Source organism: Bradyrhizobium sp. UBA2491 (assembly GCF_002341725.1).
Classification (GTDB): domain Bacteria; phylum Pseudomonadota; class Alphaproteobacteria; order Rhizobiales; family Xanthobacteraceae; genus Bradyrhizobium.
In genome coordinates this window covers 47578-61569 of record NZ_DDOP01000050.1, presented here as the reverse complement: position 1 = coordinate 61569, position 13992 = coordinate 47578, and the positions used below count along the sequence as shown (strand labels likewise).

The following is a 13992-nucleotide window of genomic DNA, read 5'->3' as shown; positions in this document are numbered from 1 at the left end:
ACGGCTACCTCATGCCGCCCCATCCCGGATCGGTGGCTGGAACGACAACGCAGTGTCCCACGGGAAGAAGATCCAGGTGTCCTGCGACACCTCGGTGATGAAGGTATCGACCAGCGGGCGTCCCTTGGGCTTGGCGTAAACCGTGGCGAAATGCGCGTCCGGCAGCATCTCGCGCACCAGCTTGCCGGTCTTGCCGGTGTCGACCAGGTCGTCGACGATCAACAGCCCCTTGCCGGTGCCGCCGCCGAGCTTGGCGGTCTGCTCCGAAATGCCCTTGAGCACTTTGAGGTCGCCCTGCTTGTCATGGTCATAGCTGGCGACGCAGACCGTATCGATGATCCGCAAGCCGAGCTCGCGCGCCACGATCGCCGCCGGCACCAGCCCGCCGCGGGTGATCGCGACCACCGCATGGAACGGGCCGACTTCATTGAGCCGCCAGGTCAGCGCCCGGCAGTCCCGGTGGAATTGATCCCACGACACCGGGAACGGCCTGCCGGCCCGCTCCTGCGCACTTGGTTCAGAACTTTTCTCGACCATGTCGTCTCAACCCGCCGGCTTCTTCTGCGCGGCCTGCACCTGCTTCAGCATCTCCTTCACCGCGGTCATCGCCGCGGCGAGCTTTTCCGGATCGCGCGAACGGACCACCAGATTGGTGTTCGGCTTCTGGTTCTCGTCCTGGAACGGATAGCTGCCGATAATGGTGTCGGGATGAGCTTCCGCGATCGCCCGCAGCGGGCCGCCGATGTCGCCTTCCCGCGCGTCGGCACGGACCGAATCCGACAACATCCGCACGCCCGACTTCAAGGTCGGCGCCACGATGTCCATCATCGCCTGCATGATGGTCGGAATGCCCGCCATCACGATGACATTGCCGAGCTTGAAGCCCGGCGCCAGGATGGTCGCGCTCTGGATCAGCTCGGCACCGTCGGGCACCCTGGCCATCCGCAGCCGTGCCTCGTTGAGGTCCTGCTCGCTCCAGCGCTCCCGGAAGCGGGCCACCACGTCAGGGTGATGGTGAATATCGACCCCGAACGCCTTCGCCACGCTGTCGGCGGTGATGTCGTCATGGGTCGGTCCGATGCCGCCGGTCGTGAACACGTAGGTGTACCTATGCCGCAGCGCATCAAGGGCGGACACGATGTCGGCCTCGTCGTCGGCGACGACGCGAACCTCCTTCAGGTCGATGCCGATATTGGTCAGGTACTCGGCGATGAAGCCGATGTTCTTGTCCTTGGTCCGGCCGGACAGGATCTCGTCGCCGATCACCAATATCCCTGCCGTGACGATCTCGCTCATGGTCTCATTCCTTAAACTTGATGCCCTGACATTGCCGGTCCAATGCCTTGATGTCACGGGGTCTTGCCGCCGAATTAAGCAGACCTCAGCCGGTTTTTCGGGCAGGCCTTCCTGGCTACCCCTAGCAAATGCCACAAGCCAATGCATATCGCGCTGGCCCGGCCCTTGCTACCATCCCATCAAGTCATGCACTGTGTCACATGGCTTGGGAGGGCAGTCAGGGTATATGGCAGTCGCGTTCGATGAGATGAACGGCCTCGGCGAGGATCTCCGCCCGGCCTACCAGGAGCTCTCCCGCTGGCTCAAAGAGACGCCGCCGGACGCGCTCGAATATCGGCGCCAGGAAGCGGAGCTCTTGTTCCGCCGGATCGGCATCACCTTCGCGGTCTATGGCGATGCCGAGGCCCAGGAGCGGCTGATCCCGTTCGACGTCATTCCCCGCATCATGTCCGCGACCGAATGGACGCTGCTGGAGAAGGGCCTGAAGCAGCGCGTGCTCGCGCTCAACCTGTTCCTCAAGGACATCTATCACGGCCGCGACATCCTGCGCGCCAACATCATCCCGGAAGACCTGATCTTCCAGAACCCGGTGTTCCGGCCGGAGATGAACGGCCAGGAAGTGCCGCACGACATCTACGTCCACATCGCCGGCATCGACATCATCCGCACCGATCCCGACAATTTCATCGTGCTGGAGGACAATGCGCGGACGCCGTCCGGCGTGTCCTACATGCTGGAAAACCGCGAGATCATGATGCGGCTGTTTCCGGACCTGTTCGCGCGGCATCGTGTAGCACCCGTAGAGCGCTATCCGGACGAACTGTTGTCGGCACTGCGCTCGGTGGCGCCGCACAGCGCCTCCGCCGAACCCACGGTCGCGTTGATGACGCCCGGCGTCTACAATTCAGCCTATTACGAGCATTCGTTCCTCGCCGACAAGCTCGGCATCGAGCTGGTCGAGGGGCGCGACCTCATCGTCAAGAACGACGAGGTGTTCATGCGTACCACCGAGGGGTTGAAGCGGGTCGACGTGATCTACCGTCGCGTCGACGACGACTTCCTCGATCCCCTCACCTTCCGGCCGGATTCCGCGCTCGGCGTGCCCGGGCTGATGTCGGCCTATGCGGCCGGCAACATCACGCTCGCCAACGCGGTCGGCACCGGCATCGCCGATGACAAGGCGATCTATTCCTACATGCCCGACATCGTGAAGTTCTATCTCAGCGAGGAGCCGATCCTGAAGAACGTGCAGACCTGGCGCTGCCGCGAACCGCAGGATCTGTCCTACGTGCTCGATAACCTCGCCGACCTCGTCGTCAAGGAGGTGCACGGCTCGGGCGGCTACGGCATGCTGATCGGCCCCGCCGCCACCAAGGCGACCATCGAGGCGTTCCGCGACAAGCTCAAGCGCGAGCCTGAAGGCTTCATCGCCCAGCCGACGCTGGCGCTGTCGACCTGCCCGACCTGCACCGACAAGGGCCTCGCGCCGCGCCATGTCGACCTTCGCCCGTTCGTGCTGACCGGCTCGACCCACACCACCATCGTGCCCGGCGGGCTCACTCGTGTGGCGCTGAAGGAAGGCTCACTCGTGGTCAATTCGAGCCAGGGCGGCGGTACCAAAGACACCTGGATACTGAGCGAGTAGTTGAAAGCATGCTGTCGCGCACCGCTGAAAACCTGTTCTGGCTGGCCCGTTACGTCGAACGGGCCGAATATCTCGCGCGCACGATCGACGCCACGTTGCGCGTCACGGCGCTGCCGGCGGCCTATATCGGCAAGACCAACGAGTGGGATTCCGCACTGCTCACCGCCGGCGTCGGCGCGACCTTCTACGATCACTACCAGGAGGCCAACCAGCAGAACGTCGTCGAATATCTATCCTTCTCGTCGGAGAACCCCTCCTCGATCAAGAATTGCATCGAGGCGGCGCGGCTGAACTCGCGCTCGGTACGAACCGCGCTGACCTCGGAGATGTGGGACACCATCAATTCCTCCTGGATCGAGTTGCAGGCAGTGTGGAGCAAGGGCGGCACCGGCAGCCGCGAGGAGCTGGCCAGGTTCCTGCGCTTCGTGCAGGAGACCTCGCTGCGCTTCGACGGCTCGGCCTACCGCACCATGCTGCGCAACGACGCCTATTGGTTCTCGCGGCTGGGCGTCCATCTCGAGCGCGCCGACAACACCGCGCGGATTCTCGACGTCAAGTATCACATGTTGTTGCCCGAGGAGGAGCATGTCGGCGGCCCGCTGGATTACTACCAGTGGACCTCGATCCTGCGCTCGGTGTCGGCAACCACGGCCTATCACTGGGTCTACCGGGAAACCCTGAAACCCTGGCTGATCGCCGACCTGCTGATCCTCAACGACACGCTGCCGCGGTCGCTGGCCAGCTGCTACAGCAATCTGGTGCGCAACCTCGACCAGATCGGCGTCGCCTATGGCCGCCAGGGCGCCGCCCAGCGCCACGCCCGCGGCATCCGGAACCGGCTCGAGCACAGCAACATGGATGACATCTTCCAGCACGGCGTGCACGAATTCATCCAGGAATTCATCGCCGACAACTCACGGCTGGGCGAGATCGTCACCAAGCAGTATTTGATATAGGCCGAAGATGTGAATTCGGCGCCGTCTGCGGGCACTGTCCTCACCGCTCCCGGAGGGAGAGGTCGGATCGCGTTTTGCGATCCGGGTGAGGGAATTCGGTCTACCGAGGGCCTTGACCCCTCACCCGAACTGCTTCGCAATTCGACCTCTCCCGATGGGAGAGGTATAATCCCGTTGCCGTCAGCTCTGATCTGACCTACTGGAAACGCACATGCGCCTGCGGATTGCCCATACCACCACCTATCGCTACGAGCCGGCGGCTTCGGGCGTGATCCAGATTCTGCGGATGACGCCGGGCAGCCATGACGGCCAATATGTCGCCAATTGGCAGATCGACGTCTCGACCGACTCCCGGCTCGATACCCATGAGGACGCGTTCGGCAACGTCACCCATGTGCTGACGCATGGTGCGATCAGCGACCTCACCATCCATTGCGAGGGCCTGGTCGAAACCCATGACACCGGCGGCGTGCTCAAGGGCACCGACGAACGGTTTCCGCCGAGCCTGTTCCTGCGGCCCACGCCATTGACCGACCTCAACCCGGCAATGACGGCCTTGGTGCGCGAACTGCGCGCGGAAGCCGGCAGCGACGTGCTCGGCTTCCTGCATGCGCTGATGGTCCAGGTCTACGAGCACATGACCTTCGACGAAGACCCGACCAACAGCGCCACGTCGGCGTCCGAGGCGTTCGCGCTCAAGCGCGGCGTCTGTCAGGACTACGCCCACATCCTGATCGCCTGCGCGCGCGCCGGCGGGGTTCCGGCGCGGTTCGTCTCCGGCCACTTCCTGCGCTCCGACGGCATGGTCAACCAGCAGGCCGGCCACGCCTGGGCGGAGGCCTACGTGCCCGACCTCGGCTGGATCGGCTTCGACGCCGCGAACGGCATCTGCACCACCGACGCGCATGCCCGCGTCGCGATCGGCCTCGACTATCTCGGCGCCGCGCCGGTCCGCGGCACCCGCTATGGCGGCGGCAACGAGACGCTGACGGTTGCGGTCAAGGTCGATCAGGCCGGCCGCCCCGGGCAGTGGCAGAGCCAGACCCAGTCGTAGGCACCGCTCTCTCCCCGTCATTCCGGGGCTCGCGTAGCGAGAGCCCGGAATGACGACGGTAAGATACGAGCGTGCTATCATTGCGGCCGTATCAATCCGAACCATCGGGACACACCATGGCAACCGTCAAACTGCTTTCCGACGACGAACTCTCGGCCGAGGCCCGCGCCGTCTTCGACGACATCCGCAAGGTGCGGAAATCGGACTTCGTCAACAATTTCTGGCGCGCGCTCGCGCATGATCCGAAGACGCTGCGGCGGACCTGGGAGAGCATCAAGGAGGTGATGGCGCCGGGCGCGCTCGATCCGAAGGTCAAGGAGATGCTCTACGTCGCGGTCTCGGTGGCCCATGGCTGCAGTTACTGCATCCATTCGCACACCGCGGCCGCCCGCGCCAAGGGCATGACCGACGCCGAGCACCAGGAAATGCTGGCGATCATCGGCATGGCCGCCGAGACCAACCGGCTCGTGACCGCGCTCGGCGTGCCGGTGGACGATGCGTTCCTCGTGGATGCACCGGCGGGACGAAGCCAGGAGACGTGACGACTCCGCTCAGGTCCGTAGGATGGGTAGAGCGCAGCGAAACCCATCACCTTATCTTCCGTGCGGAGACATGATGGGTTTCGCTGCGCTCTACCCATCCTACGCATGCGTTATTTGTCCAGCCAGACATCCTCGAAGCGCAGATTGTTGTACTGGCTGTTGTCGTGCGGATGAAAGTTCTTCACGTAAGGCTGCCAACAATTGCCGGCCGATGAGTGCAGGATGACCGGCCGCGCGGCATCGTCGACCAGCAGGCGCTCGATGTCGAACACGATCTTGCGCCGCTTGTCCTTGTCGACCTCGCGCGACTGCGCGGCGAGCAATCTGTCGACCTCGGCATTGCAGTACTGGGTGTAGTTGCGCTCCGAATTGCAGGAATAGTTCTCGACCAGATTGCCGTCGGGATCGTCGACGCTGACGCCGGTGACATTGAGGCCGATCGTGTAATCCTTGCGCTGCAGCCGCGAGTACCAACGCGGCGTGTCCAGGATGTCGAGCTCGGCCACGATGTAGATCTTCTTGAGCTGGTCGGCGAGGATCACGGCCGGGTCGCGATAGGTCGGCAGATTGCGGGTCTGGATCTTGATCGACAGCGGCTTGCTGTCGCTGTAGCCGAGCTTCTGCATGATCGCCTGTGCGTCCGCGAGGTTCTTCGCGGTGTCGGGGCCGTAGCCCATCAGCGTCGACAGCACGTCGTCCGGCATGCCCCACTCGCCTTCGGGCCTGGCCTGCATCGCACCGCCGAGCCGTCCCGTGCCCTCGAACAAAATGCTGTTGAAAGCCTTGCGATCGAGCGCCAGTGACATCGCCTTGCGGATATCCGGATCGTCGAACGGCGGATTGACGCGGTTGACCAGGAGATTGATCTGTAGATTGGTCGAAGTCATCTCGCAGATCGCGTTCGGCGCCCGCGCCTTGACGTCCTTCATCAGGGGAATGCTGACGTCGGACGGAAAGGTGATGTCGTAATCGCCGGTCGCGAATGCCAGCATGCGCGTGGCGCGGCTGTCGATCGAGCGCACCGTGATCTCGTCGAGATACGGCCGGTCCTTCTTGAAGTAATCGGGATTGCGGACCAGACGGATCGAATCGCCGCGCCGGAACTCGACGAATTTGAACGGCCCGGTGCCGACCGGCTTGGTGCGCATCACCTGCTGCGGCACATGACAGGGATAGACCACCGAGAAGGCGCTCGCGAGCAGCGCCAGCAGGCCCGGTTGCGGCTCGGTCAGCTCGAAGGTCGCCTCATCGTCGCCATTGATGCTGACATCTCTGAGCTTCGTGTACCAGACCTTGCGCGGATTGCGCTTGAAGTCCTGGGTCTTGGACTCCTGCGTCTCGCTCTTGCCGATCAGCATCCGCCAGGTGCACTGGACATCCTTGGCCGTGAACGGCTGGCCGTCATGCCATTTTACGCCGTGATGCAGCCTGAACGTCAGTCTGGTGTTGGTCGGGTCCCACGACCAGCTCTCGGCGAGGTCCGGGATGACGGTGTCGATGCTCTCGTGCACCTTGGCCGGATCGAACACCACGAGGTTGTTGAACACCGCAGCGAACGGCATCACCGAGGCGATGGTGGATTCCTCGAGCAACGAGGTCGAGGGCGGATTGTCGTTGTGATAGAGCCGCAGCGTGCCGCCCTTCTTCTGCGCCGATGCAGGGCCCGCCGCGATTGCCGCGACGCCCAATACCATGACGCACGCGGCCAATTTGAACGACATTCTCGCCTCCCGGAATTCTTGTTGTTCTTGTCGATTGCGGGCAGTCGACCACAATGCCCGGTGGCTCGCAATGACAGCGAACCCGGATCATTGCCGGCTGCGCGCAACGCAGAGCGAGACTGGCTAAACTCCGAACAATGGGCAGCAGGAACAGACCCATGCGGGCCTTGTCCGCGGTCCGGCCCCCGTCGCACGTCCCGTCACGGGGAATTGGGGTTGGATGCAACGTCGAAATTGGCTACACGTTTGGCGCCGAGAACCTCGGACCGTTGGGGACTGGAAATGACCTATTGCTGCGGAATTCTGGTGCGCGACGGCCTCGTCATGATCGCCGATACCCGCACCAATGCCGGCCTCGACAACGTCTCGACGTTCCGCAAGCTGCACATCTTCGAAAAGTCCGGCGAGCGCATCATGGCGATCGCCAGCGCCGGCAACCTCGCGATCAGCCAATCGGTACTCTCGACCCTGACCGAGGGCATGGAAGACCCGCACACCGGCGAACTCGAGACGCTGATGAACGCGCCCACCATGTTCCAGGCGGCGCAACGGATCGGTCGCGCGATCCGCGCGGTGCACGCCACCGAGGGCGACGCGCTGCGCGCCGAGGACATCTCCTTCGACGTCTCGTTCCTGTTCGGCGGCCAGATCAAGGGCTCGCGGATGCGCCTGTTCATGGTCTACACCGCCGGCAATTTCATCGAATGCACCACCGACACGCCCTATTTGCAGATCGGCGAGCACAAATACGGCAAGCCGGTGCTGGACCGCGCCATGCACTACGACGTCGAACTCTATGAGGCGCTCAAAACGGGGCTGATCTCGATGGATTCGACGATGCGCTCGAATCTCGGCGTGGGCCTGCCGATCGACGTGCTGGTGGTGCGCACCGATGCCTGCGAGGCCGACCTCAACCACCGCATCGAGGCCGGCGAGCCATATTTCCACGATCTGCGCTCGCGCTGGTCGGCGGCGCTGCGCGCCGCGCACCAGAACATTCCGCGGCCGCCTTACAAGAACGAGACCGAAGCAAAAACCAAGTAAGAGGAAACTGAGAGATGACTGAAGCAGCCAGCAAGATTGCACTCGTCACCGGCGCCGGCACCGGCGTCGGACGCGCGGCGTCGCTCGCCTTGATGGACAAGGGCTATACCGTGGTGCTGGTCGGGCGCCGCCTGGAGATGCTGGAGGAGACCGCCAAGCTCGGCCCGGCCGGCAAGAGCCTGTGCGTCACCGCCGACATGGCCAACCCGGCGGCGATCGCCGCGCTATTCGACAAGGTCAAGGCAACCTACGGCCGGCTCGACGTGCTGTTCAACAACGCCGGCATGGGCGCGCCGCCGGTGCATTTCGAAGACCTGGCCCTCGAACAGTGGCAGGCCGTCGTCAACACCAACCTCACCGCGCCGTTCCTGTGCACCCAGCACGCCTTCCGCATCATGAAGGACCAGACCCCGCGCGGCGGCCGCATCATCAACAACGGCTCGATCTCGGCGCACGCGCCGCGGCCGTTCTCGGCGGCCTACACCTCGACCAAGCACGCCATCACCGGCCTGACGAAAGCCTCCAACCTCGACGGCCGGATGTACGACATCGCGGTCGGCCAGGTCGATATCGGCAATGCCGCGACCCCGATGACCGACCGCATGGTCAACGGCCCCGGCGTGCTGCAACCGGACGGCACCACCAAGCACGAGCCGCGCATGGATGCGAAGGCGGTCGGCGATGCCGTCGCCTACATGGCCGGCCTGCCGCTCGACGCCAACGTGCTGTTCATGACTGTCATGGCGACCAAGATGCCGTTCGTCGGCCGCGGCTGATCTGCCTCTCCTCCGCTTGCGGCAGAGCGACACGACGGCATGGCCGGGCTTGCCCCTGCCATGCCTCGCATGGGGCGCAGTCAAAAATGTCGAAAACAACCCCATGCAAAGGCGCCAGCGGCTGCCGGCGTCCGACACAAGCGGCTTGACACGTCGGGCAAATCAGCAGTATTTTTCCATTATTCCGAATTTTACAAACACCCTCGCCACGGCGTAGCTCAAATCGAGAGCCATCAGCACCGTCATTGCGAGCGAAGCGAAGCAATCCATCTATCCCCGAGATGATAGATGGATTGCTTCGTCGCTTCGCTCCTCGCAATGACGTGGAGAGAGCGAGCCTACTCCAGCTTCTCCACGTCCCGCAGCGTCGGGAACAGCTTCATCCAGAGCAGCGCGACGGCGATGGTGGCGACGCCGCCGAGCACGGCTGACGGCACGGCGCCGAGCAACGCCGCGGTGACGCCGCTCTCGAACTGGCCGAGCTGGTTCGAGGCGTTGATGAACAGGAAATTGACCGCGCCGACGCGGCCGCGCATCTCGTCGGGGGTGGCGAGCTGCACCAGCGAGAAGCGGATCACGACGCTGATCGTGTCGGCGGCGCCGAGCACCGCGAGCGCCAGCGCGGACAGCCACATCCAGTGCGACAGCGCGAACACCACCGTCGCCACGCCGAACACGATCACGGACTGGAACATGCGCATGCCGACGCGGCGGTTGATGGTGTGCCGCGCCAGCACCATGGTCATCAGCAGCGCACCGACCGCCGGCGCGGCGCGCAAGATGCCGAGGCCGAGCGGACCGGTTTGCAGGATATCGCGCGCATAGATCGGCAACAGCGCGGTGACGCCGCCGAACAGCACCGCGAACAGATCGAGCGAGATGGTGCCGAGGATCGCCGGATTGCTGCGCACGAAGGTGACACCGGCAAACAGATCGTCCGACGATCCGCCGCTCTTCACCGGCGCCTGTTGCAGCCGGCCGATGCCGCCGGTCAAGACAGCGCCGAGCAGCCAGAACACCATCATGATGCCGTAGGGCGCACTCGGCATCAGCGCATAGGCGAAGCCGCCGAGCGCCGGTCCGGTGATGGTCGCGACCTGCGCCGCGCCACTCGAGATCGCGGTCGCCCGCTGCAACGAGCCTTGCGGCGCGATCAACGGCAACACGGCAGCGGTCGCCGGGCTCTCGAACGCGCCGGCGATGCCGAGCACGAAGGTCGCCACGAAGATCTGGATCTCGGAGATGGTGCCGGCAAACGTGCTTCCCGCGAGAAACAATGCGGTCAGCGCTTCCGCGACCTGGCAGGCCTGCACCACGCGCTTGCGCTCGAAGCGATCGGCGGCGTGACCGGCGACGAACACCAGCAACGCGGTCGGCAGGAACTGGACAAGGCCGACCATGCCGAGGTCGAACGCGCTGCCGGTCAGATCATAGATCTGCCAGCCGATCGCGACCGCGCCGATCTGGCTGGAGAAGCGCGACAGGCTGCGCGACAACAGGAAGAACAGGAATGGTCTGTGGCCGAGCAGATCGCGGGCGCCGGCCGGCGTGGCGGTGGGCATGGACGCTGGCGTGGCCGAGCGCCTGCAACTTGTCAATGGCCGCCAAGGGAACGCGCAACAGCATTGCGCTAGGCGACGCCCCCACCCATAATCGCGCGAGGGGTCCCTGGGGGCGTGATGCTGCAATTGCAATCGGCGTTCGGCGTGGTGGCGTTGCTGGTCATCGCCTGGGTGTTGAGCGAGAATCGCAGCATGGTGTCGTTGCGGCAGGCGGCGATCGGGCTCGCGGTGACCGTCGCGACCGCGCTGGTGCTGATCAAGGTGCCGCTGGTGACGCACGCCTTCGGCGTGATCAACGATGCCGTCGGCACCATCGCCGCCGCGACACGCGCCGGCACCGCCTTCGTGTTCGGCTATGTCGGCGGCGGCCCGGCGCCGTTCGATCCCAAGGCGCCTGGCTCGGACTTCATCCTCGCCTTCCAGGCGCTGCCGATCGTGCTGGTCATGAGCGTGCTGACCACGTTGTTGTTCTATTGGCGCGTGCTGCCGCCTGTGGTGCGCGGCATGGCCTGGCTGCTCGAGCGCACGCTCGGCGTCGGCGGCGCGGTCGGGCTGTCGACCGCGGCCAATATCTTCCTCGGCATGGTCGAAGCACCGCTCTTCATCCGTCCCTATCTGGCGCAGCTCAGCCGCAGCGAATTGTTCCTGGTGATGACCGGCGGCATGGCCGGAATCGCCGGCACCGTGCTGGTGCTCTACGCCACGCTGCTGGCGCCGCTGATCCCCGACGCACCCGCGCATTTCGTCATTGCGTCGGTGCTCGGCGCGCCGGCCGCGATCCTGATCAGCCTGATCATGATTCCGGAGACATCGGACAAGCGCACTGGCGGCTCGCTCGACGATCCCGAAATCGAGGTGTCCTCGACAATGGACGCGATCGTCAAGGGCACCGCGGCGGGGCTCGAGCTCTTGATGAACATCATCGCGATGCTGCTGGTGCTGGTCGCGCTGGTCTATCTCGTGAACGCGATCATCGGCCTGCTGCCGGAGATCGGTGGCGCGAAGATCTCGTTGCAGCGTCTGCTCGGCTACGTCATGGCGCCGGTGTGCTGGCTGATGGGCCTGCCCTGGCCGCAGGCGATCACGGCGGGGAGCCTGATGGGTACCAAGACCGTGCTCAACGAGCTGATCGCCTATGTCGACCTGTCGAAGCTCGGCCCCGATGCGCTCGATCCGCGTTCGCGGCTGATCATGCTCTATGCGATGTGCGGCTTCGCCAACTTCGCGAGCCTCGGCATCATGATCGGCGGCCTCGGCATCATGGCGCCGACGCGGCGCGACGAGATCAACGCGCTCGGGCTGAAGTCGATCGTCTCAGGCACGCTGACGACGTGTTTGATGGGCGCGATCGTGGGGGTGCTGACGTGACGACCGTAGTCGTCATTCCGGGGCGCGCGCAGCGCGAGCCCGGAATCCATTTCTCCACGCAGGTTGCGGCCTGATGGATTCCGGGCTCGGCGCTATGCGCCGCCCCGGAATGACGGCCTGAGTTAAGCCTTCAGCTCCACCGTCTTGAACTCGGCCGGCAGGATCACTTCCAGCAGTTCGACGTCGTCGGAGTAGTCCAGGATCATGTGCCGGATGCGCGGCGGCTGGGTCCAGGCGCTGCCTTCTCTCATCAGCGTCTCGCCTTCGCCTTCCATGTAGGTCTTCACCCAGCCCTTGAGCACATAGACCATCTGGAAGTCGACGTCGTGGAAGTGCAGCTTCGAGACCTCATCCGGATTGCACGGTCCCTGCAACCGGATCACATGCGCTTGCGCGAGACCGTTTGAGGCGGCTGATATGCCGAGGTCGCGATACTTGGCATAGGCACGCAAGCCGTCGGCCTTGAAGTCCTCTTCGCGGTGATGGCTGATGGCGATGCGCTGCTTCGGCCGGGCCTTGGTTGCAGCTTTCGGCGCGCCCTTCTTCGCCGCGGTGACACGCCCTTTCGACTTGATGGTCTTACGCGCGGACGATTTGGCTCCGGTCTTGAGCCCGGTCCATTTCTTCTTCACAGCGGTCTTGGCTGCGGATCTTGACGCCGTCTTCTTGGCCATTGTTCGCCTCCCGTCTTTTTCTGATGGACGGAGGCTAACACAAGTCGCGCCACGCGCGGCGGGCAAAGGCGCGCACCGCGCCCTGCCCGTCCTCGCAGATCAATGCAGCCGGAACACGCCGTCGACGGCGCGCAGCTCGGCCGGCTTGACCAGCTTGGAATGCGCCACCGTCACCGAGAACAGCGGGCCCTCCAGCTTGTCCTGCCAGAAAGCGAGGAAATCCTGTAGCGCCGGAAATTTCGGAAACAGGTCGTAGTTCTGCCAGACATAGGTCTGTAGCAACGAGGGGTGATCGGGCATCCGGTAAAGAATTTGCGCCGTCGTCAGCCCGTACCCCAGCAACTGCTTCCGGAAATCGTCGGAAACAACCCCACCAACTCGCGAGACCATGCCAACCTCCTGTGAAGGAGCGCATTCACATGGTGGCCGACCTCCCCGCCGGACCACCGGCACTGGATGCGCTCACATGAGAGAAATGTGACGCACGCGACTGGCCCATCTCAAGCCCAAATGTTTAATAGGTTGTTGAAATTTCGTGCGTTGGCAGCAGCTTACCGCATCTGCTAATAGCCCTCAGAGCCCCGTCGGAGGGCATTAAGGATGCCGAAATGATCTCGGCTTCCTGCTGGCAACCGTCACATACGAGTGCCAATTTTTCTGCTAGAGGCACTTGCCCGCCGTCAAGGCTTGGCCTATCTCCTGCCCAACCAGTCTGGCACTCGCCGGACTGGACTGCTAACTCTCCAAAAATCTACAGCATATGCAAACGTTTAGGAGGACTGCATGAAATTCCGTCCGCTTCACGACCGCGTCGTGGTTAAGCGTATCGACGCCGAAGAGAAGACCGCTGGCGGCATCATCATTCCGGACAGTGCCAAGGAAAAGCCCTCGCAGGGCGAAGTCATCGCCGTCGGCCCGGGCGGCCGCGACGAAGCTGGCAAGCTGATCCCCATCGACGTCAAGGTCGGCGACCGCGTCCTGTTCGGCAAGTGGTCCGGCACCGAGGTCAAGATCGACGGCGAAGACCTGCTGATCATGAAGGAAAGCGACATCATGGGCGTGCTCGACGTCCCCGCTTCCAAGAAGAAGGCGGCCTAAGCGCCCCCTCTCCCTCCCAGGTTAAACCTCTCAAGGAAAAACTCAGATGGCAGCTAAAGAAGTCAAATTCTCCGTCGAGGCGCGCGACAAGATGCTGCGCGGCGTCGACGTTCTCGCCAACGCGGTGAAGGTCACCCTCGGTCCGAAGGGCCGCAACGTGGTGCTCGAGAAGTCGTTCGGCGCTCCCCGCATCACCAAGGACGGCGTCACCGTCGCCAAGGAGATCGAGCTCGAGGACAAGTTCGAGAACATGGGC

Annotated in this window: 15 protein-coding genes; 9 read left to right on the top strand and 6 right to left on the bottom strand. The window is 63.9% G+C overall.

The features are described 5' to 3' along the window. Positions 1-9: 9 nt before the first annotated feature. Positions 10-537, bottom strand: a complete 528-nt coding sequence (gene gpt, locus B2W55_RS16805) for a xanthine phosphoribosyltransferase (RefSeq protein WP_024582513.1) — start codon at positions 535-537, stop codon at positions 10-12. Positions 538-543: 6 nt separating this feature from the next. Further along, positions 544-1296, bottom strand: a complete 753-nt coding sequence (locus B2W55_RS16800; RefSeq protein WP_024582514.1) for a competence/damage-inducible protein A — start codon at positions 1294-1296, stop codon at positions 544-546. A 226-nt stretch (positions 1297-1522) separates the two neighbouring features. Here B2W55_RS16800 and B2W55_RS16795 point away from each other — a divergent pair, with 226 nt between their 5' ends. The 4 genes from B2W55_RS16795 to B2W55_RS16780 all read left to right on the top strand — a co-directional run bounded on the left by B2W55_RS16795 (position 1523) and on the right by B2W55_RS16780 (position 5493). Further along, positions 1523-2941, top strand: coding sequence for a circularly permuted type 2 ATP-grasp protein (locus tag B2W55_RS16795; protein ID WP_024582515.1), 1419 nt, complete (start codon positions 1523-1525; stop codon positions 2939-2941). Between the two features lie 8 nt (positions 2942-2949). Then, positions 2950-3897 carry an alpha-E domain-containing protein gene (locus B2W55_RS16790; RefSeq protein ID WP_024582516.1) on the top strand — a complete coding sequence of 316 codons (948 nt, stop codon included), beginning with the start codon at positions 2950-2952 and terminating at the stop codon, positions 3895-3897. 211 nt (positions 3898-4108) lie between these two features. After that, positions 4109-4951: a transglutaminase family protein gene (locus tag B2W55_RS16785; protein ID WP_024582517.1), complete on the top strand. Its 843-nt coding sequence runs from the start codon at positions 4109-4111 to the stop codon at positions 4949-4951. Positions 4952-5067: 116 nt separating this feature from the next. Then, positions 5068-5493 (top strand): carboxymuconolactone decarboxylase family protein, encoded by a 426-nt coding sequence (locus B2W55_RS16780; RefSeq protein WP_024582518.1) that lies wholly within the window; start codon positions 5068-5070, stop codon positions 5491-5493. Positions 5494-5603: 110 nt separating this feature from the next. Here the strand turns inward: B2W55_RS16780 and B2W55_RS16775 are convergent, their stop codons facing one another. Then, positions 5604-7214, bottom strand: coding sequence for an ABC transporter substrate-binding protein (locus B2W55_RS16775; protein WP_024582519.1), 1611 nt, complete (start codon positions 7212-7214; stop codon positions 5604-5606). Between the two features lie 282 nt (positions 7215-7496). Here B2W55_RS16775 and B2W55_RS16770 point away from each other — a divergent pair, with 282 nt between their 5' ends. Together B2W55_RS16770 and B2W55_RS16765 are read left to right on the top strand one after the other, a co-directional pair. After that, on the top strand, positions 7497-8258 hold the full coding sequence (locus B2W55_RS16770; protein WP_024582520.1) for a peptidase: 762 nt from the start codon (positions 7497-7499) through the stop codon (positions 8256-8258). Between the two features lie 14 nt (positions 8259-8272). After that, a complete protein-coding gene (locus B2W55_RS16765) occupies positions 8273-9034 on the top strand; it encodes an SDR family oxidoreductase (RefSeq protein ID WP_024582521.1) in 762 nt (253 codons plus the stop codon). 338 nt (positions 9035-9372) lie between these two features. Here B2W55_RS16765 and B2W55_RS16760 read toward each other — a convergent pair whose 3' ends face one another. Beyond that, positions 9373-10596, bottom strand: a complete 1224-nt coding sequence (locus B2W55_RS16760) for an MFS transporter (protein WP_024582522.1) — start codon at positions 10594-10596, stop codon at positions 9373-9375. A gap of 117 nt (positions 10597-10713) precedes the next feature. Here B2W55_RS16760 and B2W55_RS16755 point away from each other — a divergent pair, with 117 nt between their 5' ends. Next, positions 10714-11964, top strand: a complete 1251-nt coding sequence (locus B2W55_RS16755; RefSeq protein ID WP_024582523.1) for a NupC/NupG family nucleoside CNT transporter — start codon at positions 10714-10716, stop codon at positions 11962-11964. A gap of 122 nt (positions 11965-12086) precedes the next feature. Here B2W55_RS16755 and B2W55_RS16750 read toward each other — a convergent pair whose 3' ends face one another. Together B2W55_RS16750 and B2W55_RS16745 are read right to left on the bottom strand one after the other, a co-directional pair. Continuing rightward, positions 12087-12638, bottom strand: a complete 552-nt coding sequence (locus B2W55_RS16750) for a cupin domain-containing protein (RefSeq protein ID WP_024582524.1) — start codon at positions 12636-12638, stop codon at positions 12087-12089. 99 nt (positions 12639-12737) lie between these two features. After that, complete coding sequence (locus B2W55_RS16745) at positions 12738-13028, bottom strand: usg protein (RefSeq protein WP_024582525.1); 291 nt, start codon at positions 13026-13028, stop codon at positions 12738-12740. Between the two features lie 393 nt (positions 13029-13421). Here B2W55_RS16745 and groES point away from each other — a divergent pair, with 393 nt between their 5' ends. Next, complete coding sequence (groES, locus tag B2W55_RS16740) at positions 13422-13736, top strand: co-chaperone GroES (RefSeq protein WP_021077770.1); 315 nt, start codon at positions 13422-13424, stop codon at positions 13734-13736. Positions 13737-13782: 46 nt separating this feature from the next. After that, a partial coding sequence (locus tag B2W55_RS16735) for a TCP-1/cpn60 chaperonin family protein (protein ID WP_291532252.1) occupies positions 13783-13992 on the top strand: 210 nt, incomplete at its 3' end.

What these genes read in the sequence shown, in the direction of transcription:
- gpt (WP_024582513.1), bottom strand. Translation starts at nt 537, where the DNA reads ATGGTCGAGAAAAGTTCTGAACCAAGTGCGCAGGAGCGGGCCGGCAGG.
- B2W55_RS16800 (WP_024582514.1), bottom strand. Translation starts at nt 1,296, where the DNA reads ATGAGCGAGATCGTCACGGCAGGGATATTGGTGATCGGCGACGAGATC.
- B2W55_RS16795 (WP_024582515.1), top strand. Translation starts at nt 1,523, where the DNA reads ATGGCAGTCGCGTTCGATGAGATGAACGGCCTCGGCGAGGATCTCCGC.
- B2W55_RS16790 (WP_024582516.1), top strand. Translation starts at nt 2,950, where the DNA reads ATGCTGTCGCGCACCGCTGAAAACCTGTTCTGGCTGGCCCGTTACGTC.
- B2W55_RS16785 (WP_024582517.1), top strand. Translation starts at nt 4,109, where the DNA reads ATGCGCCTGCGGATTGCCCATACCACCACCTATCGCTACGAGCCGGCG.
- B2W55_RS16780 (WP_024582518.1), top strand. Translation starts at nt 5,068, where the DNA reads ATGGCAACCGTCAAACTGCTTTCCGACGACGAACTCTCGGCCGAGGCC.
- B2W55_RS16775 (WP_024582519.1), bottom strand. Translation starts at nt 7,214, where the DNA reads ATGTCGTTCAAATTGGCCGCGTGCGTCATGGTATTGGGCGTCGCGGCA.
- B2W55_RS16770 (WP_024582520.1), top strand. Translation starts at nt 7,497, where the DNA reads ATGACCTATTGCTGCGGAATTCTGGTGCGCGACGGCCTCGTCATGATC.
- B2W55_RS16765 (WP_024582521.1), top strand. Translation starts at nt 8,273, where the DNA reads ATGACTGAAGCAGCCAGCAAGATTGCACTCGTCACCGGCGCCGGCACC.
- B2W55_RS16760 (WP_024582522.1), bottom strand. Translation starts at nt 10,596, where the DNA reads ATGCCCACCGCCACGCCGGCCGGCGCCCGCGATCTGCTCGGCCACAGA.
- B2W55_RS16755 (WP_024582523.1), top strand. Translation starts at nt 10,714, where the DNA reads ATGCTGCAATTGCAATCGGCGTTCGGCGTGGTGGCGTTGCTGGTCATC.
- B2W55_RS16750 (WP_024582524.1), bottom strand. Translation starts at nt 12,638, where the DNA reads ATGGCCAAGAAGACGGCGTCAAGATCCGCAGCCAAGACCGCTGTGAAG.
- B2W55_RS16745 (WP_024582525.1), bottom strand. Translation starts at nt 13,028, where the DNA reads ATGGTCTCGCGAGTTGGTGGGGTTGTTTCCGACGATTTCCGGAAGCAG.
- groES (WP_021077770.1), top strand. Translation starts at nt 13,422, where the DNA reads ATGAAATTCCGTCCGCTTCACGACCGCGTCGTGGTTAAGCGTATCGAC.